Raw genomic sequence first — 26,159 nt, 5'->3', positions numbered from 1 at the left:
TCACAGCTGCATTGGCCGGGGGGCGTTCTGACTAAGATTGCTGGCGCGGGTTCGCCCCGCTGACATCGATAACAACGTCAGTGGGGCGTATCTGCCGGGAAAGGATTAACGAATGTTGGCGCAGGTCAGGCAGAAGGCGTAACGGTTTTGTGGATCGTTAAACACGGCAAGCTTATCGCTCTCCGCTTTGACCACATTGGCGGCAGCGGCGACAGGTGCCGGCAGCCAGGCCTGTATTGCGGCCGGCAGCGAAGCACGCACCGAACCGGTCAGGCTATCAATCACCATTGAGAAGAAGGTCGGGTCTTCCTGGTAGTAATCGATATGCCACTGCTTCAGCTTCGCCAGTTCAGCGGCTTTTGCCACCGCATCGTCAAAGTCGCCGAGGCTATCGACCAGCCCGTTGGCCTTCGCATCTTCACCCGTCCAGACGTGACCCTGAGCAATCTGGTCGATTTTCTCCGGCGTGCTGTGACGTGAGTTAGCCACCAGCGTGATAAAGCGCTTGTAGCCGTTCTCGATGCTCAACTGCATCAGCTGCTGCACTTCAGGCGGCAGGGATTTGGTGGTGGACACATCCGCCAGCGCGGAGGTTGCCACGCCATCGGTATGTACGCCAATCGAGTCCAGCGTATTTTCAACGGTGTTAATCACCCCGAAAATACCGATGGAGCCGGTGAGGGTGCTCGGGTTTGCCACGATGTAGTTAGCCGGCGTGGAGATCCAGTAACCGCCAGACGCGGCCATACCGCCCATGGAGACCACCACCGGTTTACCGGCTGCTTTCGCCGCCGCCAGCTCTTCACGAATGACTTCCGATGCGCTGACGCTGCCGCCAGGGCTGTTTACGCGCAGGACGATCGCTTTCACTTTCGGATCGAGACGGGCATCGCGGATCTGAGCCACAGTGGTGTCGCCGCCGACGTTGCCTGGGGTCTCTTCGCCATCCATGATCGCGCCGTTAGCAAAGATCACCGCAATGGAAGCACCCTGATCGGCCGGCGTTTTGACGTTGTAATCGTAATAGCTGATGGCGCGATAGTTATTATCCGCTTTGCTCCAGCCAAACTGTTTGGTGAGCGCTTTCTCCACGTCGGTGGAGGTACCCAGCTCATCAACCAGTTTATTATTCAGCGCGTATTGTGCGGTATCGCCATCCACTTTACGCAGGCCGTCCAGCAGGCCCTGAGCGCCTGGGAACAGCTGCTGCGCCGTGATTTGACGGTTGGCAGCGATGGTATTGAGGTAGTTCTGCCACAGTTCGCCAATCCAGCGGCTATCGGCTTCACGGGCGGCCGGTGACATATCGTCGCGGATAAACGGCTCAACCGCCGATTTATAGGTACCGACGCGGAAGACATGGGTAGACACTTTCAGTTTATCGAGCAGCGACTTGTAGTACAGCCCGTTGGTGGCAAAACCGTGCAGGTCGACTTCACCCTGTGGAGATAGCCAGATTTTGTTGGCGAAGCTCGCCAGATAATACTGCCCCTGGCTGTAGCTGCTACCAACGGCATAGACCGGCTTACCGCTGTCGCGGAATTCGCGCAGGGCTTTACCGATGTACTGCATCGACGGCTGATCGCCGCCGGCAAAATTTTTCAGATCCAGCACGATACCGGTGATATTCCGGTCATCTTTGGCCTGACGAATGGTTTGGACGATATCAAACAGCGAGTTTTCCTGCAGGCGGTCGGAGCTGGCGCCAAAAAGCTGGCGACCGATAACCCCGAGCTTGCTGCTGGCGGACGGTTTATCCACCACCACGCCGGTGATATCCAGCAGCAACGCGCCGCGTGCCGCATGTTCCGGTGTGCTGCTGCTGAACTGCGCCCAGATACCGACACACACCAGGACCAGCAGCAGGAATACCAGGTTCAGTGCGAGCTGGCGAATAAAATTGAGCACCCGCCATGTCCATTTAAAAAATCCGGCGAGCAGCCGCCAAAGAGTTCGCATGTATTCTCCCTAACATTGTTAAAAATGGGCTAACCGCAGGGGTTGCCGCGTCTGGTTATCCTAAAGAGACGACTGGCGGTTGTCAGCAGGAATCACCGGTCGTGCTGTAACAAAATTCTCGTGCATGTTAATTTTATGAAAAATGACATCACAGGAGTTATACAGATGGATGCTCTCGAACTACTGGTTAACCGCCGCAGCGCCTCGCGCCTGACCGAACCGGCACCGGCTGGCGAACAGCTGGAAAACATTCTTCGCGCTGGCCTGCGCGCCCCGGACCACGGCACGCTGCAGCCGTGGCGCTTTTATATTATTGCTGATGACGGCCGCGAACGCTTCAGCCAGCTGCTGGAGAAAGGGGCGATTGCCGCCGGGCAGGATGAAAAAGGGATCGAAAAAGCACGTAGCGCGCCGTTCCGTGCGCCGTTGATCATTACCGTCGTCGCCCGCTGCGAAGATCATCCGAAGGTGCCGAAGTGGGAGCAGGAGATGTCGGCGGGATGTGCGGTAATGGCCATGCAGATGGCGGCGGTCGCGCAAGGCTTTAACGGCATCTGGCGCAGCGGCGCCCTGACCGAAAGCCCGGTGGTTCGTGACGGCTTTGCCTGCCGTGAGCAGGATAAAATCGTCGGTTTTCTCTACCTCGGTACGCCGCAGCTGAAAGCCTCCACCACCATTTCAGTGCCTGACACCTCGCCGTTTGTGATCCGTTTCTGATCGCCATCGGATAGCCCGGCAGGCATAACCTGCCGGGCTGTGTGGAAACGCTCTCTTTTGAATCTGCCCGGAAACGTGCCCCTTGCGATAAATGCAGCAGAATTTGTATTTGTCGCCCCCTCCACCGGTAAAATCGGACTTTTGTCTGCTTAATGAGCAACCACTCGCGATTTAAGACTGACGGACTTACTACCTTGGCGTTTGAGCGCTACCATAGCGGGATTGCAATGACAGGAGATGTCCATGAGCGAGCAAGCTATTCGTTTAACGCAATACAGCCACGGAGCCGGTTGTGGTTGTAAAATTTCCCCGAAAGTGCTGGAAACGATCCTCAAGAGCGATCGGGCCAAGTTTATCGACCCGAACCTGCTGGTCGGAAATGAGACCAGCGATGATGCCGCGGTCTACGACCTGGGCAACGGTACGTCCATTATCAGCACCACCGACTTTTTTATGCCGATTGTCGATAATCCGTTCGACTTTGGGCGTATCGCCGCGACCAATGCCATCAGCGACATCTTCGCGATGGGTGGAAAACCGATCATGGCGATTGCCATTCTGGGCTGGCCGATCAATACCCTGGCGCCGGAAATTGCCCGCGAAGTGGTTGATGGCGGGCGCTTTGCCTGTCAGCAGGCCGGTATCTCGCTGGCGGGCGGCCACTCCATTGACGCCCCGGAGCCTATTTTTGGCCTCGCGGTGACCGGCGTCGTGCCGACGGAGCGAATCAAGAAAAACAGTACCGCCCAGGCGGGCTGCAAGCTCTTCCTCACTAAACCTCTCGGGATTGGCGTGTTGACCACGGCAGAGAAAAAATCGCTGCTCAAAGCAGAGCATCAGGGACTGGCAACGGAAACCATGTGCCAGATGAACCTCGCCGGGGCGGCTTTCGCCAATATTGAAGGGGTCAAAGCGATGACCGACGTCACCGGTTTTGGTCTGTTGGGCCACCTGAGTGAAGTGTGCCGTGGTGCGGGCGTGCAGGCGTTGCTCAACTATGCCGATATCCCGAAACTGCCGGGCGTGGAAGCGTATATCGCGGCGGGCGCGGTGCCTGGCGGTACCGGGCGTAACTTTGCCAGCTACGGTCACCTGATGGGCGAGATGCCGGCAGAGTGGCGCGATCTGCTGTGCGATCCGCAAACCTCCGGCGGTCTGCTGCTGGCGGTGACGCCGGATGCGCAGGACGAGGTCTGTGCCGCTGCGCAAGAGTTCGGCATTCAACTGGCCGCCATCGGCGAGCTGGTAACCGCCCGGGGCGGACGCCCGATGATCGAGATCCGTTGATTACATGCGGTTGTTTATAGCGGAAAAACCCAGCCTCGGGCGTGCCATCGCTGAAGTGCTACCCAAACCGCACCGGAAAGGTGATGGCTATATCGAGTGTGGCAACGGGCAGGTGGTCACCTGGTGTATCGGCCATCTGCTGGAGCAGGCCCAGCCGGACGTCTATGACGGCCGCTATGCGCGCTGGAACCTTCTGGACCTGCCCATTGTGCCGGAAAAATGGCAGCTGCAGCCAAAACCGTCGGTCACCAAGCAGCTCAACGTGATCAAGCGTCTGCTTGGCGATGCGCAGGAGGTGATTCACGCAGGTGACCCCGACAGAGAGGGGCAGTTGCTGGTGGATGAAGTGCTCGACTATCTGCAGCTGGCGCCGGAAAAGCGTCAGCAGGTGCAGCGCTGCCTGATTAACGACCTTAACCCGCAGGCGGTAGAGCGGGCGATTTCGCGTCTGCGCGCCAACAGCGAATTTATTCCGCTGTGCGTGTCGGCCCTGGCGCGCGCCCGTGCCGACTGGCTGTATGGCATCAACATGACCCGCGCCTATACGCTGCTGGGCCGCAATGCCGGCTATCAGGGCGTGCTCTCGGTCGGCCGTGTCCAGACGCCGGTACTGGGGCTGGTGGTGCGGCGTGACGAAGAGATCGAGAACTTCGTGGCCAAAGATTTCTTTGACGTCAAAGCACATATCGTGACGCCGAAAGAGGAACATTTCGTCGCCACCTGGCAGCCAAGCGATGCCTGCGAACCCTATCAGGATGAAGAGGGCCGCTTGCTGCATCGCCCGTTGGCTGAGCACGTCGTAGCGCGCATTGAAGGCCAGCCGGCGCTGGTGACCGCCTATAACGATAAGCGGGATTCTGAGCCGGCACCGCTGCCGTTTTCCCTCTCGGCGCTGCAGATTGAGGCCGCGAAACGCTTCGGCTTTAGTGCGCAGAACGTGCTGGATATCTGCCAGAAGCTGTATGAAACCCACAAGCTGATCACCTATCCGCGTTCAGACAGCCGCTACCTGCCGGAGGAGCATTTCGCCGGTCGCCATTCGGTGCTGAATGCTATTGCGGTGCATGCCGCGGATCTGCTGCCGCAACCGGTGGTTGACCCGGAAATCCGCAACCGCTGCTGGGATGACAAAAAGGTCGATGCTCACCATGCGATCATCCCGACCGCCCGCAGCAGCAAGGTGAAGCTCACGGATAACGAAGAGAAGGTCTATGGCCTGATTGCCCGTCAGTATCTGATGCAGTTCTGTCCGGATGCGGTATTCCGTAAGTGTCAGATCGATCTCGATATCGCCAACGGCAAATTTGTCGCCAAAGCGCGCTTCCTGGCGGAAGCCGGCTGGCGGACGCTGCTCGGCAACAAAGAGCGCGATGAAGAGAACGACGGGACGCCGCTGCCGGTGGTGGCGAAGGACGACGAACTGCTGTGTGAAAAGGGCGAGGTCGTTGAACGCCAGACTCAGCCGCCGCGCTACTTCACCGATGCGACGCTGCTGTCGGCGATGACCGGGATCGCCCGCTTTGTGCAGGATAAAGATCTGAAGAAAATCCTGCGCGCGACCGACGGCCTGGGAACGGAAGCGACCCGTGCCGGGATCATCGAGCTGCTGTTTAAGCGCGGTTTTCTGGTTAAAAAAGGGCGCTATATTCACTCTTCCGACGCGGGACGGGCGTTGATCCACTCGCTGCCGGAAATGGCGGCCCGCCCGGATATGACCGCCCACTGGGAGTCGGTGCTGACGCAAATCAGCGAAAAGCAGTGCCGCTATCAGGACTTTATGCAGCCGCTGGTCGGCACGTTGTACCAGTTGATTGACCAGGCCCGGAGCACGCCGGTGCGCCAGTTCCGCGGCATCGTCGCTCCCGGAGATGGCAAAAAGAGCTTCAGCAAAGGCAAGGCGAAAGCTAAACCGAAAGCACGAAAACCGGCGGCGGATCCCGCCGCTGACAATCCATAATAAAAAACCCCGGCTGTCCGGGGTTTTTTATGCGTGGTGCTCAGGTCGTTGTGCGGCAGGTCTTAGATAACGCCCTGCGCCAGCATGGCGTCAGCCACTTTGACGAACCCGGCGATGTTGGCGCCACGAACGTAGTTAGTCTGCTGAGCCTCACCGCCGTATTCAACACAGGCGTGGTGAATGTCGAGCATGATGTGATGCAGACGCGCGTCGACTTTCTCGGCTTTCCAGCTCATGCGCGCGGCGTTCTGCGCCATTTCGAGGCCTGAAGTGGCAACGCCGCCGGCGTTGGCCGCTTTGCCCGGTGCGAACAGGACGCCCGCTTCGAGGAACAGGTCGGTGGCGGCGATCGTGGTCGGCATATTGGCGCCTTCCGCAACAGCCTTCACGCCGTTTGCAATCAGCACGCGCGCGGCATCGGTATCCAGTTCGTTCTGGGTGGCGCATGGCAGCGCGATATCAACCGGCACGGACCACGGCTGCTGGCCTTCGAGGTAAACCAGACCATATTCACGCGCGTAATCGGCAACCCGGCCGTCGCGGCTGGCTTTGATTTCGCACAGACGGGCAAGTTTTTCCGGCGTGAAGCCGGCTTCATCGACCACGGTGCCGCTGGAGTCGGAAGCGGTGATGACGCGCGCGCCCAGGTCCATCGCTTTTTCGATGGCGTACTGCGCGACGTTGCCGGAACCGGACACCGCAACGCGCATCCCTTCAAAGCCCAGACCATGACGCTTGAGCATCGCGTCGGTGAAGTAGACCAGGCCGTAACCGGTCGCTTCCGGACGGATCAGGCTGCCGCCGAAGGAGAGCCCTTTACCGGTGAAGACGCAGGCGCTGTTGTTGGAGAGCTTACGCATCATCCCGGCCATAAAGCCGACTTCACGACCGCCAACGCCGATATCGCCCGCCGGAACGTCGGTATCCGGGCCTAAATGACGATACAGCTCGGTCATCAGCGCCTGACAGAAGCGCATCACTTCGCCATCGCTTTTACCTTTAGGATCGAAGTCGCTACCGCCTTTTCCGCCGCCCATTGGCAGCGTGGTGAGGGCATTCTTGAAGGTCTGTTCAAAGCCGAGGAACTTGAGGATCGACAGGTTAACCGACGGGTGGAAGCGCATCCCGCCTTTGTACGGACCAATGGCGGAGTTGAACTGCACGCGCCAGGCGCGGTTGACCTGAACCTGATTGCGGTCGTCGACCCAAACCACACGGAACTGAATAGCACGTTCTGGTTCAACCAGACGTTCCAGCAGCGAGAGCTGGCGATAGCGCGGATTTTCCTCAAGGAACGGCCACAGCGTGGTCATGACCTCGCGGACGGCTTGAGCAAATTCGGTTTGCTGAGGATCGCGCTGTTGAACGCGGGTGAGAAAACTTTCCAGAGTGCACATCTGATCCATAGATATAATTTCCCCTTATGGTTGTGGTTGCATGTATTCGCGTCACATTTCAGATTGCCTCGTCGCCAGCGTCAAAAGCGTGTTAGCGGCGGTTGCGCGGTAATCTGAATGATTTTTGGTCTGTTTTTTTATTATGCGGCCCTTGAAAAGGCCGGTTTTCCGACTATAACACCGGGAATCGTTAGGCAAGCAAGGAAAAATTAACCTGACAGGAAAATTTATAATCTGGCGTCTGTCATAACTAAAAACGATGACGCCAGATGAAAGGGCTAGCGGGGAAGGTCGGTCGCGCGTTGGGCGATAAAGGCATGCAGCAGCGGGACATCCGCCGGGGCGAGGTTAAAGGTTAACGCCTCCTGCGGGGTACACCAGTGCAGTTGCTGGTGGTAGCGGGCGGCGAGCAGCCCGCTAAAACGCGGCACCCACCAGGCGTGCAGGTGAATCAGGCGGCCGGAAACCTCGCGCTGATGGCTGGCGATGTAGCGTTCCACTTCGGCGGTGATGCCGAGCTCTTCCTGCAGTTCGCGGATCAGCGCCTGGGGCTGGCTTTCGCCAGGCTCGACTTTGCCACCGGCAAACTCCCACATGCCAGGCTGATCGGCGTGGGCAGGGCGCTGCGCCAGCAGAATGTTGCCGTCCTGTTCAATGACGGCGGCCACTACATCAAGCGTTTTTTGCATCTGAATCATCGTTCCTTGCAGGATAATGGCCTATTATCACCGTCTTTGTCTGTACCAGACAACCTTTAGCCCGCTGGAGATATGTCGTGCTCGATCGTCATCTGCATCCCCGCCTGAAACCGTTACTCAATGTTTGCGCTGCGCGTCTGGAGCGCATCGGCGTGACGGCCGATGGCGTTACGCTGACCGGCTTCGCCATTGGCGTACTGGCGTTACCGTTTCTGGCGTTAGGCTGGTACGGCGCAGCGTTGGTGGCGATTGTGCTGAACCGCCTGCTGGACGGCCTGGATGGTGCGCTGGCGCGTCGTCGGGGATTGACCGACGCGGGCGGGTTTCTTGATATCGCGCTCGATTTTCTGTTTTATGCGCTGGTACCGTTTGGTTTTATCCTCGCCGATCCGGCATTGAACGCGGTGGCCGGCGGCTGGCTGCTGTTTGCTTTTATCGGCACCGGCAGCAGTTTCCTCGCCTTTGCGGCGCTGGCGGCAAAACATCAGATTGATAACCCAGGCTACGCCCACAAATCTTTTTACTATCTGGGCGGGTTGACGGAGGGGAGTGAAACGATCCTGCTGTTTGTGCTCTGCTGCCTGTTTCCGGCGCACTTTGCGTGGCTGGCCTGGCTGTTCGGCACGCTGTGCTGGCTGACGACCGCCACCCGGATTTACAGTGGCTACCTGACGCTGAAGCAGCTTCAGCGTCAGGCGTAGAGGATTACAGGCTACTCTGGGGACCGCGTTCGCCGCGCTGTACCGGGTTTTTCGGATTGCTGCTCCATTCGTACCAGCCGCCGTCATACACCGAGACATTTTTCCAGCCCATGGCCCGGGCATACATGAAGGTTTCAGAAGCGCGCCAGCCGGTACCGCAGTAGAACGCCACCTGCTGATCCGGGCGGATGTTCCACTGTTGCCACATCGCAGCAATATCGTCGGCGCTGCGCATGGTGCCGTCCGGGTTATGGAAGTCTTCCATGTGGGTTGAGTCACTACCGGCGTGTCCCCAGCGGGCACCGGCGATCTCACCTTTGGGCTTGATATAGCTGTAGCCGCTGGTGGTGCCGACAAACTCAGGCCAGGAACGAATGCTGACCAGCGACGCATCCTGGCGGTGCAGCAGCCCGCGCGCCTGTTGCTCATTGAGCATCAGCTGCGGCTGACCGGGGATCGGTGCGCCGAAGTCCGGCGCCGGTTTCGGCTCCGCTGGCGTCCCTCGTTCTACCGGCAAGCCCGCATCGGACCAGGTTTTCCAGCCGCCATCGAGCAGACGAACGTCCTTCACTCCGGCATACAGCAGAATCTGCGCCACGCGGGCCGCTGCATACACGTCACGGCCGTAGAGGATCACCGTGGTGTCGTGGCGAATCCCCTGTTTTGCCAGCAGTGCCTTCAGCTTGTCGTCAGAGACCTTGTTCCACAGCGGTTCGCTCTCCACCTCGTTGGTATCGATGTAGCCGGCGCCGGGAATATGATTCAGCAGATAAAACTTCGGCGCGCCCCAGGCGGCCTCCAGCACTTTCCACTCTCCGGCCGGCGCGGCGGCCACCGCTTTGCCTTGCTGGAGATCGTGCAGCCACTGCGGGTAAACCAGTTGTTCAAAATGCGGCAGCTTTTGCAGGCGGTCGGCCTGGGTGAGCGCATCGCTCAGGGTGTTGAGGTGGGTAAACCCTGCGGCCTGCAGACGCGCTGCCACTTTGCGGTTGTCCGCTTCGCTACCGTACAGCGCCAGCGGCGAGGTGGCCTGCAGCTGGTGCTGTTTCGCCCAGGCGCTAAGCTGGTCGTCGCTCATGGCGCTGAGCCAGCTGGCGGAGAGGTTCAGCGCCTGCGGTTCATGGCCCTGGGGACCGTTGGCGGACTGGGGCCAGCCGTTGTAGAACGCGCTCAGACGGGTATCGATAGCGACACCGTGCTGTTGTTGCAAGGCGGAGAGCGTCAGCGTTGGCATGGTTTCAGCGGCGGAGGTGGTAGTAGCAGCAAGCCCGATCAGCAGGGCGAGTGCGGTCAATTGAGAAACACGTTTCATCGAAATGCCCGACAAGAGAAAATTGAGCGCACATTCTCCACTGCGACGCGGGCAAATTCTTTGCGGTAACGCAGGTTCGCCGGGGTTTCATTGCCAGTCGCTCATTTTCAGACAACGACCGTGGTCGGGGATATCGTGGCTGTCGTGAGTCACCAGCACGGCGGGGATCGCCAGCCGCGCCAGTTCATCGAAAACCCACTGGCGAAAATCGGCGCGCAGTTCGGCATCCAGGCGGTTAAAAGGCTCGTCCAGCAGCAGCGCCAGCGGCCGCGCCAGCAGCGCCCGCAGCAGGCTCACTCGCGCACGCTGGCCGCCGGAGAGGGTCGCCGGATCGCGGGAGTCGAACCCGGCCAGTCCGGCCCGCTCCAGCGCCTGTTGCACCTGATCTTTGCGTTCGCCGCCGCGCACTTCAGCCGGCAGCGCCAGCAGCAGATTGTGCCCGACGCTGAAGTGATCAAACAGCAGCGCATCCTGAAATAAAATCCCGATCCGACGCCGTTCGGTGGGCAGCGTGTCGCAGCGGCTGTCGGCCAGCCACAGTTCGCCCGTGGCCTGAAAATGTTCCGCCAGCGCGCCTACCATCCAGGCAAACAGCGTGGATTTCCCGCTACCGGAAGGGCCCATCAGCGTCAGCACTTCGCCGGCACGCACGGAAAACCCGACCTCGCGCAGCAGCGGCTGGTGGTGTTGTGTCAGGGTCAGATTCTTGACGGTGAGCACTAGCGTAATCCTCGGCGATAGCGGCCAGCCACGAAGGCCAGCAGGGCAGTCAGACTAAAACAGAATGCCGGCAGCAGCAGTTGCCATAAGGCCTGCGCGGCAAGGGTTTGCGTATCGCCGCCGGCGCTGAGCGTCACGGCTTCACTGGTGAGGGTGGTCATCCGCCCGGCCCCTAACCACAGTGTAGGCAGATATTGCGCGATACTCACCGAAAAACCGACCGCCAGCGCCGCCAGCAGCGGACGCAGCATCAGCGGCAGCGTGACCCGGAAGAATATCTTACCGCGTCCCCAGCCAAGGGTGCGGGCGACCAACGCCATACGCAGATCGCGCTGCCGCCACGCCGGGCGCAAAATAAATAACATCCACGGGATCACCCACAGCAGATGGCCCCACAATACGGTCATTAACTGGCCGTCCAGCCAGGCGTACAGCGCCAGCTGATACTGTCCGTCAGCCAGCGGGAGCGCGGGTAATACCAACGGCAGCCAGACCCAGCTATCGCCACGGGACGGGCCACACTCCAGCCACAGCAGGCACAGCGCAGCGCCGATCGGCGCGGCCAGCAGCGCCAGCGTCAGGCTGGTGGCGAGGCTGCCGCTGACCGGCGCGCTGCCGTATGCCAGCCAGGCCAGAAACAGCGCGCAGCCCAGACCGCAGAACGGCAGAAGGCCTGCCAGCAGTCGACCGGATTGCGCTTTCGGTTGCGGGTGACGAATGCCGCGCAGATCCGCGGGCTGCCGCTGCCAGAGACGCCACAGGCCCCAGCCGCCAGCGACCAGACCCGCGAGGATCAGCAGCAGGAGCAGGCTGGCTAGGGCCCCTTTTGCCTGCTGGAGTTCATCGCCCTGGTTTAACCATTGCCAGGCCAGCACCGCCAGGGTCGGTGGGTTTCCCGGACCGATCACCAGCGCAACATCGACCACCGACAGGCTCCACGCGGTGGTGGCGATCAGCACCAACGTCATCGCGGGCAATAGCGTCGGCAGAATAAGCCATTTCAGGCACTGCCAGCGGCCGTAGCCGAGGCTTTTCATCACCGTGACCTGCTCCGCCAGCCGTTTTTCTCCCAGCAGGCCATACACCACCCACAACAAAAAACCGCTCTCCTTGACGGCGAGGGTTAGCCCCAGGCCGATACCGTAACGGTCGGCGAAGGGGGTACACAGGGTACAGACACGATAGAACCAGCCGCCTTCGGCAAAGAGCAGCAGCGCCGCGGTAGCAAAAGCAACATGGGGCACCGCCAGCAGCAGCGGCAGACGTGAGGCCAGCCGCTGCCAGCCGCGAGAGGGCCACAGCGCGCTAACGATCGTCAGGGTGATCGCTGCCGCACCTGCCACCGCCAGCAGAGTTGAAACCAGGGTGGCGGCCAGCGCCTGCCACAGTTGTGGGTCGGCAAACAGCGCCTGCCAGCTGGCAAGCTGAAGCGCCGGGGCGATCATCAACGCGATGCCGGGGAGCACGGGCAGATAAATCAGCACCATGCTTCCCCAGGCCAGCAGGATCAGTGCGTACCGTAGCGGCGCAGCCATTCCTGCTCCAACGCATCAACCCAGGCCGCGTGCGGTTCCGCCAGTACCGGCGGTCTGTTTTGCGGCATCAGCACCTGTAGCGCTTGCTGCTGCTGGGTGGAGAGCGATTCCGGATTTAACACGCTCGGATCGCCCCAGATGGCCGGGTCGGCTTTACGCAACTGTGCCGCGGGCGAAAGCAGGAAATTGGCCACCACTTTGGCCCCGGCAGAGGCGCGGGCGCTGGCCGGGATCGCCACAAAGTGGACGTTGCCGAGCATGCCGCGTTTGAAGCCAAAGCTGTAGCTGTCAGTCGGCAGTTCACCGCTGGCGGCTTTCTGCAGGGCGTGCAATGGGTTAAAGGTCATTGATAACACGAGGGTGCCGTTGGTCAGCATCGCATCCATCCGGGAGGGGGACGCCGGGAAGTCCCGTCCTGCGCGCCATAGCTGAGGATGGAGCTGATCGAGATAGTGCCATAGCGGCGCGGTCACCGCGGCATAGCTTTTGGCGTCCGGCGGCTGACGCAGAGCCTCCGGCCGCTTCGTCAGGTTAATCAGCAACTGCTCGAGAAAAGCGGTCCCGGTGAAGTCCGGCGGACGCGGGTAGGTGATGGTGCCTGGATGCGCGGTGGCAAAGTCCAGCAGGGCCTGCGCATCGCGTGGCGGCATCGGGGTTTGCGCGCGGCGGGCAATAAAGGTGAGCTGCGCGCCGCCCCATGGTGATTCAGCGCCATCGGTGGGGACGGAGAAATCTTCCCGGACCGGCAGACGGGTATCGACGTAACGCCAGTTAGGCAGCGACTCTGCCCAGCCGGTTTGCAGCAGCCTGGCGGCCTTCAGATTGTGAAAGTTCTCGCCATTGACCCACAGCAGATCCACCGAGCCATTATGCTTGCGCCCGGCCCGGGCCTCGCTTTTCAGGCGTTTGACGGTATCGGCAGCATCGGCGATATGCACGATCCGCAGATCGACGGCATAGTCGTGTTTCACTTCGTCGCTGACCCAGTCGAGGTAGCGATTCACCGCCGGGTCGCCGCCCCAGGCGTTAAACCACACCGTCTGACCGCGAGCCTGCTCTTTGATGAGCTGCCAGCTTTCACCGGCGCTGGCGATGCTCGGCGTGAACCACAGCGCCGCCAGCCAGAGTAAACAATAACGCATACCCATATCCTTATGATCTGTTGTCGGAAGAGGTGGCCGTGGGGATCTGACACAAGCCTTGCGCCGGGATCGCCATGGCGGAGTTAAAGCGGGCGGAGAGATTTTGTAACCCGATCAGCGCCGTCAGTTCGGTCAGGGCCTGAGGGTCGAAGCTGTCGGCCAGCCGGGCGCGCAGCGCATCGTCAACGGTGGGCGGCGTGAGGCTGGCGGCCTCGGCATAGCTCAGCGCCAGCCGCTCCTGCTCGCTAAACAGCGGGCTATGGCGCCAGTCGGCTACCGCTTGTAATTTATCGACGCTACCGGTGCGTTCCGCCAGCTTCATGCTGGTGATATCCACGCAGAATTCGCACAAGCACATCTGGGCAATGCGGGCGCTGACCAGCGAGCGCAGCACCGGGTCGAGGGGCGAGCGTTTACGTTCCAGGTAGCCGACGAACATCGACACCAGGTAAAACACAAACGGGATACGCCCCCACCAGCGGATAGGACTGAGCACCTCGCCGTAGTGGCGACGATGGAGCCACGCCTGCGGGCGAAGGAGCAGGGGGATGGTGTCGAGCGGCGGCAGTCGCATCAGGACTTCCTCTTATGTCGTTCGAGATAACAGGCTTTGGCGATAAAGATAATTAACGCCAAAGCACACAGAATCGATAATGTGGTGACCAGCCAGAAGGTGCCTCCGGTCAGCATACTGCCTGCCCAGGAGTATATGATAGTCGCAGGCAGCTGGCCGATGCCGGTGGCGAGCATAAACTGGCGAAAGCGAATCGAGGTCAGGCCGGCCGCGTAGCTGATGGGGTCGAAGGGGACGAACGGCAAAAGCCGGCAGATTAAAATCGTATGCTTGCCGTAGCGCTCGAAAAAACTGTCCATCCCATGCAGTACCGTTTTGCCGGTCAGTTTTTCCACCGCTTCGCGCCCGAGAATTCTGGCGATATAAAAGCACAGCGCCGCGCCGGCCATGGCGCTGCTCCAGGAGAGCAGCCCGCCCCAGAAGGCGCCAAATAACGAGGCGTTGGCAAAGGTGATCAGAAAGGCGGGTAGCGGGGCGACCACCGCCTGTAACAGCATTAAGGCGAAGGAGACCAGCGCCGCCTGAGCGCCATAAGAGTCAATAAAGCGCTCAATAGCCTGCTGATCTAAGGCGGAAAACGCCGCCAGGCTGTGCTCAATGAAGGCGTTGACGCCGGGGATCAGGCACCAGGCGAGCAGCGCGATCATCCCCGCGACGATAAGCGCGCCCCGCCAGTACCAGACTAAAGACCCGTTATTTTTCGCCATCGTTCACCTGCCACCCGTCGGCAGAAATCTGCCGCTGGCGGGCAAAGATTTTTGCCCCCTGAATGATGCCAAACAAGACCAGACCGGCGAGGCTCAGCTTCAGCACGAAGCCCAGGGTGATCCCCTCCCGGACAAGCTCGCTGGCCATCAGGGTGTAGATGAACAGCCCCGGCAGAGTGGTCAGCGCCGAGATCAGCGTGAATGACCAGAACGGAATAGCCGTCAGGCCATAAGCGTAGTTCTGGATATTGTAGGGAAACAGGGGAACCAGGCGGGTCAAAATTAAAAAGTCGCTGCCGCTGCGGGCCATGCCGCGTTCGATCGCCTGAAAGGTGGCGCTATGACCGGCATATTTCAGCAGCAGATCGCGCCCCAGCCAGCGGGCCAGCAGGAAAGAGAGCGCCGAGGCCATCGTCGCCGCACACAGCGAGAGTATCGTTCCCCACAGCGGGCCAAAGACCACGCCGCCGACCATCACCAGGATACTGCCCGGGATCAGGCACAGGGTGGCGACGATAAACAGGGCGATGTACAGCGTCCAGCCCAGGGCACCGCTCTGGCGGATGAGGGTCTGCAGATGATGAAAATGCGTAATCAGGTCGGCGAAGCCGGAAAAGGTGATAACGACGGTCAGAACAGAGAGCAGGGCGATAATAATCAGCAGCTTATATTCTGCCGGGTAACGGCTTCTTTTGCATTGCGGAGTCTCCTGTATCAACCCTGTGTCGCGCGCGCTTTCCCACCGGGAAAAGTGGGCGAGACAGTATTACAAATGACGAATCACAACAATGTCTTACCGCTGATTTATTGATGTTGCTCAGAAAAAGGTGACTCTCCACGACCGCAAGGGCCGGGAGAGTCGATAGCGCGATGGCGTTACGGTTTAAAGGTGGCCCAGATCGGCGCATGATCCGACGGTTTTTCCATACCGCGGATCTCGTAATCGATGCCGGTTTCAACGCAGCGCTGGGCCAATGGTTCGCTGGCCAGCAGCAGGTCAATACGCAGCCCGCGGTTATCGTCGAAGCCTTTAGAGCGGTAGTCGAACCACGAGAAACGATCGTTAGTTTGTGGGTTGGCATGGCGCCAGGTATCGACCAGCCCCCAGCCCATCAGGCGATCCATCCACTCACGCTCTTCCGGCAGGAACGAGCACTTGCCGGTGCGCAGCCAGCGCTTGCGGTTCTCTTCGCCGATGCCGATATCCAGATCGGTCGCGCTGATGTTCATATCGCCCATGATCAGCACCGGATTGTCTTTATTCAGCGCGCTCTCAAGGTAGTTTTGCAGGTTCTGGTAAAACGCGGCTTTGGCCGGGAATTTGGTTTCGTGATCGCGACTTTCCCCCTGCGGGAAGTAGCCGTTAATGACCGTGACGTTACCGAATGCCGAAGGAATCTCCGCCATGATGATGCGGCGCTGGGCCTCTTCGCCATCATCAGGGAACCCGCGACGCACCGAGACCGGCGTCTCTTTGGTCAGCAGCGCCACGCCGTAGTGGCCTTTTTGTCCGTGGTAGAACACGTTATAGCCGAGCTTTGCGACCTCTTCGAGAGGAAACATGTCGTCGTGCACTTTGGTTTCTTGTAAGCCGATCACGTCGGGCTGGTGCTTGTCGACGATGGCGGCCAGCTGGTGAGGACGGGCACGCAGGCCGTTGATATTAAAAGAGACAAATTTCATAGTCGCTGCCACTGTGCAAGGTGAATAGTGCAGGGATGGTAGCAGAATTTCGTCGAGCTGGCTGCCGGAAGGCATTTTATTGTGCCTGTTAGTGTTATAGGCGCGGCGAGGGTTGCTATTGCGCACCATGCTGGCGCAAGTTGCGCCAAAAAAGGGCGAATTTTTACGATAAATTTCGTATACGATCACAAATGCAGAATTATATTTTCCTCATGCATAACACAGCTGTTTTATTCACTGCCTGTGGCGCAATGTAAGATAGTTATTCACTAATTATGCATTTAATGTGAATGATACACTTTTGTAACTCCTTGATATTCCGTTATCGACCTCGGTTTATGCACTTTTACTGCTGGCTGGCACGAAGTGTGCAATCTACATTTACAGCGTAACAACTCATAATATTTAACATTATTCATACTTTTTATTTACCGGAAGAGGTCGATATGTCTCAGTCAATTACGCGTAGCAACTTTGATGAATGGATGATGCCGGTCTACGCGCCGGCGGCTTTTATTCCGGTACGTGGTGAAGGGTCGCGCCTGTGGGATCAGCAGGGCAAAGAGTACATCGACTTTGCCGGCGGTATCGCGGTTAACGCGCTTGGTCATGCTCACCCGCGGCTGGTTAAGGCGCTGACGGAACAAGCCGGAAAATTCTGGCACACCGGCAACGGCTACACCAATGAGCCGGTCCTGCGTCTCGCGAAACAGCTTATCGACGCCACCTTCGCCGACCGGGTGTTCTTCTGTAACTCCGGCGCGGAGGCCAACGAGGCGGCGCTGAAACTAGCGCGTAAATACGCCCACGATCGCTTCGGTAGCCAGAAAAGCGGCATCGTGGCATTCAACAACGCTTTCCACGGGCGCACCTTGTTTACCGTCTCCGCCGGCGGACAACCGGCTTATTCTCAGGATTTCGCGCCGCTGCCGCCGCAGATCCAGCATGCCGCCTATAACGATCTCGACGCCGCCCGCGCGCTGATCGATGACAACACCTGCGCGGTGATTGTGGAGCCGATGCAGGGTGAAGGTGGCGTAGTGCCCGCCGACCCGGCGTTTCTGCGCGGCCTGCGTGAACTGTGCGATGCCCATCAGGCGCTGCTGATTTTTGATGAAGTCCAGACCGGCGTGGGGCGTACCGGCGAACTGTACGCCTACATGCACTATGGCGTGACACCGGATCTGCTGTCGACGGCGAAAGCGCTGGGCGGCGGTTTCCCGATTGGCGCGCTGCTGGCGAGCGAAACCTGCGCCAGCGTCATGACGGTGGGGACCCACGGGACCACCTACGGCGGGAACCCGCTGGCCTGCGCGGTGGCGGGTGAAGTGTTGTCCATCGTCAATACGCCGGCGGTGCTGAACGGCGTTAAGCAACGTCATCAGTGGTTTAGCGAACGACTGAACGCCATTAACGCCCGTTACGGCCTGTTCAAGGAGATCCGTGGCATGGGCTTGCTGATCGGCTGCGTGCTGAACGATGCCTGGGCCGGCAAGGCGAAAGCCATCAGTACGCAGGCTGCGGAAGACGGGCTGATGATTTTGATTGCCGGGGCCAACGTGGTGCGTTTCGCCCCGGCGCTGATTGTGAGTGAGGAAGAGGTGAACGCCGGGCTGGATCGCTTTGAGCTGGCCTGCCGCCACTTCCTCGCGGGAGCGTCATCATGATGGTGATCCGTCCGGTTGCGCCAGACGACCTGGCCGGTCTGATGATCCTTGCCGGAGAAACCGGCGGCGGGCTGACGTCGTTGCCGGCGGATGAAGCGACGCTGGCGGCACGCATTGAGCGCTCAATGAAGACCTGGCGTGGAGAGCTGCCAAAAAGCGAACAGGGTTACGTGTTTGTGCTGGAAGACAGCGTCAGCGGCAAGGTGGTGGGGATTTGCGCCATTGAAGTGGCTGTAGGGCTGAACGATCCCTGGTACAACTACCGCGTGGGGACGCAGGTGCATGCCTCGAAAGAGCTTAACGTCTACAACGCGCTGCCGACCCTGTTTCTCAGCAACGATCACACCGGCAGCAGCGAGTTGTGCACGCTGTTTCTCGACCCCGCCTGGCGTAAAGAGGGCAACGGCTACCTGCTGTCGAAATCGCGCTTTATGTTTATGGCCGCGTTTCGCGAGCACTTTAATGAAAAAGTGGTGGCGGAGATGCGCGGCGTGATTGACGAGAATGGCTACTCGCCGTTCTGGGAAAGCCTCGGCAAACGCTTTTTTGCCATGGAGTTTTCCCGCGCTGACTACCTGTGCGGCACCGGGCAAAAAGCCTTTATTGCTGCCTTGATGCCTAAGCATCCGCTGTATATCGACTTTTTATCCGACGAAGCGCGTGCGGTGATCGGCGAGGTACACCCGCAAACCGCGCCGGCTCGCACGGTGCTGGAGAAAGAAGGGTTCCGTTACCGCAACTATATCGACATCTTTGACGGCGGGCCGACGCTGGAGTGCGACATTGACCGGGTGCGGGCGATTCGGAAAAGCCGGATGGTGACCGTGGCTGAAGGACAACCTGCGCCGGGGGAATGGCCGCTTTGCCTGGTGGCCAATGAACAGTATCAGCAGTTTCGCGCCATGCTGGTAGCGGCCGATCCGCAGACCGATCGCCTGTTGTTAAGCGCCCGCGAACTGGATGTCCTGAAATGCCACGCTGGCGACTCGCTGCGGTTGGTTCAGCTGATCCCTGAGGAGAAAAAATCATGAGTTTATGGATTAACGGCGACTGGCAGAGCGGACGCGGCCCGGCCCGCACTAAAACCGACCCGGTCAGCCAGGTGCTGCTGTGGCAGGGCAACGACGCCGATGCAGAGCAGGTTGCCCTGGCGGTGAAGGCCGCGCGCCAGGCGTTCCCGGCGTGGGCCAGGCAGCCATTCAGCGCCCGCCAGGCGATCGTCGAAAAATTTGCCGCGCTGCTGGAGACGCACAAAGCCGCGCTGACGGCGATTATCGCGGCGGAAACCGGCAAGCCGCAATGGGAGGCCGCCACGGAAATCGGCGCGATGATCAACAAGATTGCGATCTCGCTGAAAGCCTACCATAGCCGTACCGGTGAAGCGCAGACCACCATGAGCGACGGTGCGGCAACGCTGCGCCACCGGCCTCACGGGGTGCTGGCGGTATTTGGTCCCTACAACTTCCCCGGGCATCTGCCTAATGGCCATATCGTGCCGGCGCTGCTGGCCGGCAATACGCTGGTGTTCAAGCCCAGCGAGCTGACGCCCAACAGCGGTGAGGCGGTGGTGAAACTGTGGGCCGAGGCGGGTCTGCCGCCGGGGGTGTTGAACCTGCTCCAGGGCGGACGGGAAACCGGCGAAATGCTGAGCGCCCGGCCGGATATTGACGGGCTGTTGTTTACCGGCAGTTCAGCGACCGGCTTTCAGCTGCATCGCCAGCTGGCCGGGCAACCGGAAAAAATTCTGGCGCTCGAAATGGGAGGCAATAACCCGCTGATCGTTGATGAACCGCAGGATATTGATGCGGCGGTGCATCTGACTATTCAGTCGGCCTTTATCACCGCCGGGCAGCGCTGCACCTGCGCGCGTCGGCTGCTGGTGAAGCGGGGCGAAACCGGCGATCGTTTTCTTGATCGGTTGGTGACAGTGTCACAAAACGTGATTCCCGGCGCCTGGGACGCGTCCCCCCAGCCGTTCATGGGTGGATTGATTTCTGCCCAGGCGGCGCACAAGGTCCATCAGGCCTGGCTCAAACTGGTTGCCAGCGGCGGCACCACGCTGCTGGAGCCTCGGCTGCTGCAGGCCGGTACCTCGCTGCTGACGCCGGGGATTATCGAGCTGACGGAAGTGGCCGGGGTTGCGGATGAGGAAGTCTTCGGGCCGCTGCTTGGGGTCTGGCGTTATGACGATTTTGATCAGGCGATAGCGCTGGCGAACGCCACTCGTTTCGGCCTCTCATGCGGGCTGATCTCGCCCGAGCGGGAGAAATTCGACCGCCTGCTGCTGGAGGCGCGGGCCGGGATCGTCAACTGGAATAAACCGCTGACCGGCGCGGCCAGTACCGCGCCCTTTGGCGGGACCGGTGCCTCAGGTAACCATCGTCCGGGCGCGTGGTACGCCGCGGATTATTGCGCCTGGCCGATGGCAAGCCTCGAAACGCCGACCCTGAGCATGCCGGAAACCCTCAGCCCTGGTCTCGAGTTTTGGCGGGGTGGGTCGCGATGAAAGCCTGGGAGCTGAATCTTGACGGGCTTCCTGGCCTGACTCATCACTACGCCGGGCTTTCTTTTGGCAATGAGGCCTCGACCCGCCACCGCTACCGGGTCTCCAGCCCGCTGCTGGCGGCACAGCAGGGGCTCAAGAAGATGAAAGCGCTGGCGGATGCCGGGTATCCGCAGGCGGTGATGCCGCCGCAGGAGCGGCCGAATGTGCCGTTGTTGCGCCAGTTGGGCTTCAGCGGCAGCGACCCGCAGGTGATCGAGAAGGCGGCCCGACAGGCACCGGATCTGCTGTCGGCGGTCAGTTCGGCTTCGTCGATGTGGGTAGCTAACGCGGCTACGGTGTCACCCTCCGTCGATTCGCTCGACGGCCGGGTACACCTGACCGTTGCCAATCTTAACGATAAATTCCATCGCGCCAGCGAAGCGCCGACCACGGAGGCATTGCTGCGGGCGATCTTTCCCGACCCGCAACATTTTGCTGTCCATTCGGCGCTCCCACAGGTGGCGCTGTTCGGCGATGAAGGGGCGGCCAACCACAACCGGCTGGGCGCGGAGTATGGTGCTCCCGGTCTGCAGCTCTTTATCTATGGCCGTCAGCAGGGTGGTAATGGCGAGCGCCCGCAGCGTTATCCGGCACGCCAGACCCGCGAAGCCAGTGAAGCGGTCGCTCGCCTGAACCAGGTTAACCCGCGGCAGGTGATTTTTGCCCAGCAGAACCCGGCGATCATCGACAAAGGCGTGTTTCATAACGATGTGATTGCGGTCAGCAATCAGCAGGTGCTGTTTTGCCATGAGCAGGCGTTTGTCGATCAGCCTCAGCTGATGCAGCAGCTGGCCGGGCAGGTCGCCGGTTTTACGCCGGTCGTGGTGCCGACCCGCGCCGTCAGCGTAGAAGATGCGGTGGCGACCTATCTGTTCAACAGCCAGTTGCTGAGTAAACCCGATGGCGCGATGCGTTTGATATTGCCTCAGGAGGCGCGGGAACATGCCGGGGTCTGGCGCTATCTGAACCAGCTGCTGGCGGAAGATAACCCGATTGATGAGCTGCAGGTGTACGACCTGCGCGAAAGCATGGCCAACGGCGGCGGTCCGGCCTGTCTGCGCTTGCGAGTGGTGGTGCGCGAAGAGGAGCTTCGGGCCGTCAACCCGGCGGTGATGATGAACGATGCGCTATTCGCCACCCTCAATGACTGGGTCGAACGCTACTATCGCGACCGTCTGACCCAGGCGGATCTGGCTGACCCGCAGTTGCTGAGCGAAGGCCGCGAGGCTCTCGACCGGCTGACGCAAATCCTGCAGCTTGGTTCCGTCTACCCGTTCCAGCACTAGCTGCGGTCGTGTTTATCTTTTCAAGGAGGCGTCGTGGACGACTTTCTGGCATTAACCCTGGCGGAGCGCTTGCCCCACCATTTTCATGGCGAAACCGCCCATTTTCGCTGGCACTGGCTGGATTGTGGGGTGCTGCAACTGACTCCCCACGCCCGCTGCGAGCGTTCGCTGGTGCTCTCATCAGGCCTGCACGGCAATGAAACCGCGCCGGTGGAAATGGTGCATGATCTGCTCCAGCAACTGTTTACCGGCGAGCTACCGCTGCGCTGGCGGCTGCTGGTGGTTTTTGGCAACCCTGGCGCGTTACGGGCGGATAAACGCTACCTCGATAGCGATATTAACCGGATGTTTGGTGGGCGCTGGCAGCAGTTTCCCGCCGGTGAGGAGACCCGCAGAGCGCGTCTGCTGGAAAAGACGCTGACCCGGTTTTATGCCGCCTCTACGGGACTGCGCTGGCACCTGGATTTACATACGGCCATCCGCGGGTCGCGACATCCGCGCTTCGGCGTGCTTCCGGCGCGGGAAACGCCGTGGGACGAGGGATTCTTACACTGGCTGGCAGGAGCCGGGCTGGAGGCGCTGGTGTTTCATCAGCAGCCGGCGGGAACCTTCAGTCATTACAGCAGCGAACATTTTGACGCGCTCTCCTGTACGCTTGAGCTGGGTAAGGCGCTACCGTTTGGGGAAAATGACCTTGCGCAATTCGCCGTCACCCGCAAGGCCTTAATGCGCCTGCTGGTGGGCGATCTGACGGTGGTTGACAGCGACGCGGCGCCGCTACGCTACCGGGTGGTGCAGCAGATCATCCGCAAGAGTGATAATTTCCAGCTGCATATGTCGGCACAGACCCTCAACTTTACCGCCTTCACCGCCGGCACTCTGCTGGCAGAAGATGGCGAGACACGTTACACGGTGGAAAAGGCGCAGGAGTACGTGCTGTTTCCTAACCCTTCGGTGGCGACGGGCCTGCGCGCCGGGCTGATGCTGGAGCGCATCCCCTGAATATCTTCGCCGCTCATGCGGGCGGCGTCGTTAATTTTTCACCGCCATTTTTTAGTTCCGTTCTTATTTTTTCGTGCTTTGAGATTTGATTGCGGATTATTCCTGGATAAATGCTTTGTTTTTAATCTGTGTTGCTTTATAGTTTTGGTGAATGTCATAAAAAACAGCCTGTTAAATAACATTTGTTGCAATTATTTTCCTCCCTTCCTTATTTTCTCCATAATTGGTGAGAAACTGTTTATTACACTTTCATTGTTTTACTCTTGCTCTGACTAATTGACGATAAACGTCGTAAAGTTTATCTCGTCAACACGGCAAATCGCCGTAAGAATAACGTAAAGTAAGGACTGACTATGAAGAAGATTACTGCTCTGTTTGTTGCCTCTACCCTGGCTCTGGGCGCGGCTAACCTGGCCCACGCTGCTGATACCACTGCAACACAAACCGAAAGCAAACCGATGATGCACCATAAAGGGATGCACGGCGGCCCGCACGAGATGATGTTCAAAGGTCTGAACCTGACCGATGCGCAAAAACAGCAGGTCCGCGACATCATGAAAGGTCAGCGTGACAACATGAAACGTCCGTCACTGGACGAACGCCGCGCGATGCATGACCTGATCGCCAGCGATACCTTCGACAAAGCGAAGGCAGAAGCGCAGATTGACAAGATGGAAGCCCAGCACAAAGCAATGGCGCTTTCCCGTATGGAAACCCAGAACAAGATCTACAACATCCTGACGCCGGAACAGAAAAAACAGTTCAATGCGAATTTTGAGAAGCATCTGACAGATCGCAAAGCGCCAGAAGGTAAAATGCCTGCATCAGCTGAGTAATTCAGCGCCCGAATGAAGACCGCCGGTCTTGCCCAACACTTGCCGTATGGCATTGGGCAGGACCGGCGGTTTTTTCGTTTGTGCGGTACCGATTTTTTTGTTCTTCACCGCAAAAAATAACCCCGGCAGAGGCCGGGGTTGCGTCGTGAGCAGGGCAGGCGCTACTTTTTCCAGAAATCGTCGAAGACGGTGATCGGCGGGCGGCGCTTATGCTCGGTTTTCAGATACCAGCCTTCAATGATGCCCGCGGTTTTGGCATCCAGCGTTTTGCCTTCCAGATAGTCGTCGATATTTTCGTAGGTCACACCAAGGGCCACTTCATCCGGCAGGGACGGGCGGTTGTCTTCCAGATCGGCGGTCGGGAGCTTCTTATAGAGATGCTCCGGGCAGCCTAATTGCGCCAGCAGTTGCTTGCCCTGGCGTTTATTGAGGCGGAAGATCGGGTTGATGTCCGTACCGCCGTCACCGTATTTGGTGAAGAAACCGGTAATCGCCTCTGCGGCGTGGTCGGTGCCGACCACCACACCGTGGGTCATACCGGCAATGCTGTACTGAGCTTTCATGCGTTCACGGGCTTTCTCATTGCCGCGAACAAAGTCGCTGAGCTCGATGCCGGCTTCACGCAAAGCCTGCTCGCTGGCCAGCACGGCACCCTTAATATTCACCGTCAGCACGCGATCGGGCTGAATAAAGGCGATGGCGTCCTGACAGTCCTGCTCATCCGCCTGAACGCCGTAGGGCAGGCGCACGGCGATAAACTGCAGCTCCGTCTTCCCGGTTTCCGCACGCAGTTCATTGATAGCCTGCTGGCACAGTTTCCCGGTCAACGTTGAGTCCTGGCCGCCGCTGATGCCCAACACCAGGGACTGTATAAAAGGATAGGTCTGCAAATAGGATTTCAAGAAATCCACGCTGCGGCGGATCTCGCCTTCAGCATCAATCTGGGGCTTAGCACCCAGCGCCTGAATAATTTCGTGTTGTAGCGTCATCGCGCCCTCCGGGAAGTGAATCTGTTTGGCTGCCAGTTAGGGTTTAAGCTACCTCTTTGACGGTAAAACGACAAGGATCACAGTTTTGACTGATGTAAAAGAAGGCAATCAACGACATATACCCGTCATACTTCAAGTTACATGTACGTTGGCTTTCCTCGCTCACCCCAGTCACTTACTTGAGTAAGCTCCTGGGGATTCCCTGCGTCGCCGCCTTCCTGTAACTCGAATTATTTAGGGTATGTTTTTTTATTAGAAAGATCTTAAATTTAGCCGATTTGGACCTTCAGCTTGAAAAATAACGGTTTTTATTCCAGGCTTATTAACACACGAATAAAAGAGGACGGAATATGAACAAGCATTTTGCAGGATTTTTAGGCGCAGCAGCAGTATTGACCATTCTGGCTGGTTGTACTGCCTACGATCGTACCGCTGACCAGTTCACGCAGCCGGTAGTTAAAGATGTGAAAAAAGGCATGACCCGTTCACAGGTCCTGCAGATCGCGGGTAAACCGGCCTCTGAGGTCACTATGATCCACGCTCGCGGAACCTGCCAGACCTACATCCTGGGTCAACGAGATGGTAAAATGGAGACCTACTTTGTCGCCCTCGATGAGACCGGGCACGTCATGAACTCTGGCTACCAGACCTGTGCCGAATACGATACCGACCCGCGCACGACTAAGTAGTTCATCACGCTTAGATCTACGAAAGCCCGACCACCGGTCGGGCTTTTTCATGAGCACTGATGCTTATTTAATTGCGCGAATTATTTGAGGGAAATGTGAAGGTTGTCAAAACGCGAGGTCAATGAGAGACAATTTTGATTAACCAGGAATTATCCAGGCCCCGAACGATGCCGTATACTCAATGCATAAACAATATTAATCGAATGACGACACGCCTTAGCCGGCTTTCAGACATAAGGTGATTCTGAAGCCGCCAGGTCTTACAAATTGAGGAAGCGCTCATGGAAAAGAAACACATCTATTTATTCTGTTCGGCTGGAATGTCTACATCACTGCTGGTCTCAAAAATGCGGGCGCAGGCAGAAAAATATGAAGTGCCGGTCATCATTGAAGCCTATCCGGAAACCCTGGCCGGAGAAAAAGGCCCGCAAGCTGATGTCGTATTATTAGGCCCACAAATTGCGTATATGCTTCCAGAAATTCAGCGGCTGCTGTCGAATAAGCCGGTGGAAGTTATCGACTCAACGCTGTATGGCAAAGTCGATGGTTTAGGTGTCCTGAAAGCGGCCGTTGCGGCCATTAAGAAAGCTGCTGCACAATAATTTTATTTTAAAACTCGATATCTTTTCGTGATTTCGCTGGGGAAATTGTCCTCAACGGTAATATGGAATCAGCGAAAAAGTGAAAGGTGAGAGTTTATTTCCCGTCAAAGAGTAATTTCATACATCATGCCGTAATTATTCGATTACGGCTTTA

The 26,159-nt window shown here is 58.8% G+C and carries 24 protein-coding genes; 12 read left to right on the top strand and 12 right to left on the bottom strand.

All coding sequences use genetic code 11. The annotated features are described in order from the left end of the window. Positions 1 to 105: 105 nt before the first annotated feature. A complete protein-coding gene (gene sppA, locus HF679_RS08105; protein ID WP_187042825.1) occupies positions 106 to 1,959 on the bottom strand; it encodes a signal peptide peptidase SppA in 1,854 nt (617 codons plus the stop codon). A gap of 165 nt (positions 1,960 to 2,124) precedes the next feature. On the opposite strand from sppA, the gene HF679_RS08100 reads away from it, so the two are divergent. The 3 genes from HF679_RS08100 (at position 2,125) to HF679_RS08090 (ending at position 5,920) form a co-directional block, all read left to right on the top strand. Beyond that, positions 2,125 to 2,676 carry an NAD(P)H nitroreductase gene (locus HF679_RS08100; protein WP_123753988.1) on the top strand — a complete coding sequence of 184 codons (552 nt, stop codon included), beginning with the start codon at positions 2,125 to 2,127 and terminating at the stop codon, positions 2,674 to 2,676. Between the two features lie 243 nt (positions 2,677 to 2,919). Then, on the top strand, positions 2,920 to 3,963 hold the full coding sequence (gene selD / locus HF679_RS08095) for a selenide, water dikinase SelD (protein ID WP_123753989.1): 1,044 nt from the start codon (positions 2,920 to 2,922) through the stop codon (positions 3,961 to 3,963). Between the two features lie 4 nt (positions 3,964 to 3,967). Next, entirely contained in the window at positions 3,968 to 5,920 is a 1,953-nt protein-coding gene (locus HF679_RS08090; protein WP_123753990.1) for a DNA topoisomerase III, read from the top strand. Positions 5,921 to 5,982: 62 nt separating this feature from the next. On the opposite strand, the gene gdhA is transcribed toward HF679_RS08090, so the two are convergent. Together gdhA and HF679_RS08080 are read right to left on the bottom strand one after the other, a co-directional pair. After that, positions 5,983 to 7,326: an NADP-specific glutamate dehydrogenase gene (gdhA, locus tag HF679_RS08085; RefSeq protein ID WP_187042824.1), complete on the bottom strand. Its 1,344-nt coding sequence runs from the start codon at positions 7,324 to 7,326 to the stop codon at positions 5,983 to 5,985. A gap of 269 nt (positions 7,327 to 7,595) precedes the next feature. Further along, the gene (locus tag HF679_RS08080) at positions 7,596 to 8,006 is read right to left on the bottom strand and encodes a pyrimidine (deoxy)nucleoside triphosphate diphosphatase (RefSeq protein ID WP_123755451.1); all 411 of its coding nucleotides are present in this window, start codon (positions 8,004 to 8,006) and stop codon (positions 7,596 to 7,598) included. An 86-nt stretch (positions 8,007 to 8,092) separates the two neighbouring features. On the opposite strand from HF679_RS08080, the gene HF679_RS08075 reads away from it, so the two are divergent. After that, a complete protein-coding gene (locus HF679_RS08075; RefSeq protein WP_123753992.1) occupies positions 8,093 to 8,716 on the top strand; it encodes a CDP-alcohol phosphatidyltransferase family protein in 624 nt (207 codons plus the stop codon). Between the two features lie 4 nt (positions 8,717 to 8,720). On the opposite strand, the gene HF679_RS08070 is transcribed toward HF679_RS08075, so the two are convergent. The 8 genes from HF679_RS08070 to xthA all read right to left on the bottom strand — a co-directional run bounded on the left by HF679_RS08070 (position 8,721) and on the right by xthA (position 16,389). After that, positions 8,721 to 10,028, bottom strand: coding sequence for a sulfurtransferase (locus HF679_RS08070; protein WP_187042823.1), 1,308 nt, complete (start codon positions 10,026 to 10,028; stop codon positions 8,721 to 8,723). 87 nt (positions 10,029 to 10,115) lie between these two features. Next, entirely contained in the window at positions 10,116 to 10,748 is a 633-nt protein-coding gene (locus HF679_RS08065) for an ATP-binding cassette domain-containing protein (protein WP_123753994.1), read from the bottom strand. Then, on the bottom strand, positions 10,748 to 12,283 hold the full coding sequence (locus tag HF679_RS08060) for an ABC transporter permease subunit (RefSeq protein WP_187042822.1): 1,536 nt from the start codon (positions 12,281 to 12,283) through the stop codon (positions 10,748 to 10,750). The genes HF679_RS08065 and HF679_RS08060 overlap by 1 nt, the downstream gene beginning before the upstream one ends. Then, the gene (locus HF679_RS08055) at positions 12,256 to 13,425 is read right to left on the bottom strand and encodes an ABC transporter substrate-binding protein (protein WP_187042821.1); all 1,170 of its coding nucleotides are present in this window, start codon (positions 13,423 to 13,425) and stop codon (positions 12,256 to 12,258) included. The genes HF679_RS08060 and HF679_RS08055 overlap by 28 nt, the downstream gene beginning before the upstream one ends. A 10-nt stretch (positions 13,426 to 13,435) precedes the next feature. Next, on the bottom strand, positions 13,436 to 13,999 hold the full coding sequence (locus HF679_RS08050; RefSeq protein WP_123753997.1) for a carboxymuconolactone decarboxylase family protein: 564 nt from the start codon (positions 13,997 to 13,999) through the stop codon (positions 13,436 to 13,438). After that, positions 13,999 to 14,706 (bottom strand): TVP38/TMEM64 family protein, encoded by a 708-nt coding sequence (locus tag HF679_RS08045; protein ID WP_123753998.1) that lies wholly within the window; start codon positions 14,704 to 14,706, stop codon positions 13,999 to 14,001. Before HF679_RS08045 ends, HF679_RS08050 begins: the two co-directional genes overlap by 1 nt. Beyond that, positions 14,693 to 15,358, bottom strand: coding sequence for a TVP38/TMEM64 family protein (locus tag HF679_RS08040; protein ID WP_123755452.1), 666 nt, complete (start codon positions 15,356 to 15,358; stop codon positions 14,693 to 14,695). Before HF679_RS08040 ends, HF679_RS08045 begins: the two co-directional genes overlap by 14 nt. 224 nt (positions 15,359 to 15,582) lie before the next feature. Further along, positions 15,583 to 16,389, bottom strand: coding sequence for an exodeoxyribonuclease III (gene xthA, locus HF679_RS08035; RefSeq protein ID WP_123753999.1), 807 nt, complete (start codon positions 16,387 to 16,389; stop codon positions 15,583 to 15,585). 446 nt (positions 16,390 to 16,835) lie between these two features. Here xthA and HF679_RS08030 point away from each other — a divergent pair, with 446 nt between their 5' ends. The 6 genes from HF679_RS08030 to spy all read left to right on the top strand — a co-directional run bounded on the left by HF679_RS08030 (position 16,836) and on the right by spy (position 23,725). Beyond that, positions 16,836 to 18,056 (top strand): aspartate aminotransferase family protein, encoded by a 1,221-nt coding sequence (locus HF679_RS08030; RefSeq protein ID WP_123754000.1) that lies wholly within the window; start codon positions 16,836 to 16,838, stop codon positions 18,054 to 18,056. Continuing rightward, positions 18,053 to 19,087 (top strand): arginine N-succinyltransferase, encoded by a 1,035-nt coding sequence (astA, locus tag HF679_RS08025; protein WP_123754001.1) that lies wholly within the window; start codon positions 18,053 to 18,055, stop codon positions 19,085 to 19,087. Before HF679_RS08030 ends, astA begins: the two co-directional genes overlap by 4 nt. Further along, positions 19,084 to 20,562, top strand: coding sequence for a succinylglutamate-semialdehyde dehydrogenase (astD, locus tag HF679_RS08020; protein WP_123754002.1), 1,479 nt, complete (start codon positions 19,084 to 19,086; stop codon positions 20,560 to 20,562). The genes astA and astD overlap by 4 nt, the downstream gene beginning before the upstream one ends. Next, positions 20,559 to 21,887: an N-succinylarginine dihydrolase gene (gene astB, locus HF679_RS08015; RefSeq protein WP_187042820.1), complete on the top strand. Its 1,329-nt coding sequence runs from the start codon at positions 20,559 to 20,561 to the stop codon at positions 21,885 to 21,887. The genes astD and astB overlap by 4 nt, the downstream gene beginning before the upstream one ends. A gap of 33 nt (positions 21,888 to 21,920) precedes the next feature. Beyond that, complete coding sequence (gene astE, locus HF679_RS08010; protein WP_123754004.1) at positions 21,921 to 22,889, top strand: succinylglutamate desuccinylase; 969 nt, start codon at positions 21,921 to 21,923, stop codon at positions 22,887 to 22,889. A 353-nt stretch (positions 22,890 to 23,242) separates the two neighbouring features. Continuing rightward, positions 23,243 to 23,725 carry an ATP-independent periplasmic protein-refolding chaperone Spy gene (gene spy, locus HF679_RS08005; protein WP_154143684.1) on the top strand — a complete coding sequence of 161 codons (483 nt, stop codon included), beginning with the start codon at positions 23,243 to 23,245 and terminating at the stop codon, positions 23,723 to 23,725. A gap of 161 nt (positions 23,726 to 23,886) precedes the next feature. Here spy and nadE read toward each other — a convergent pair whose 3' ends face one another. Next, on the bottom strand, positions 23,887 to 24,714 hold the full coding sequence (nadE, locus tag HF679_RS08000; RefSeq protein ID WP_123754006.1) for an ammonia-dependent NAD(+) synthetase: 828 nt from the start codon (positions 24,712 to 24,714) through the stop codon (positions 23,887 to 23,889). A 350-nt stretch (positions 24,715 to 25,064) separates the two neighbouring features. Between nadE and osmE the strand changes: the two genes are divergently transcribed. Both osmE and chbB read left to right on the top strand, forming a co-directional pair. Then, positions 25,065 to 25,403: an osmotically-inducible lipoprotein OsmE gene (osmE, locus tag HF679_RS07995; RefSeq protein ID WP_123754007.1), complete on the top strand. Its 339-nt coding sequence runs from the start codon at positions 25,065 to 25,067 to the stop codon at positions 25,401 to 25,403. Between the two features lie 281 nt (positions 25,404 to 25,684). Beyond that, positions 25,685 to 26,005: a PTS N,N'-diacetylchitobiose transporter subunit IIB gene (gene chbB, locus HF679_RS07990; RefSeq protein WP_123754008.1), complete on the top strand. Its 321-nt coding sequence runs from the start codon at positions 25,685 to 25,687 to the stop codon at positions 26,003 to 26,005. The last annotated feature ends 154 nt before the right edge of the window (positions 26,006 to 26,159 follow it).

The organism is Enterobacter sp. JUb54, from assembly GCF_014298075.1.
In the GTDB taxonomy this organism is placed as follows: domain Bacteria; phylum Pseudomonadota; class Gammaproteobacteria; order Enterobacterales; family Enterobacteriaceae; genus Klebsiella; species Klebsiella lignicola.
The sequence above is the reverse complement of the archived record's forward strand: the minus strand, read 5'-3'. Positions and strand labels throughout refer to the sequence as shown.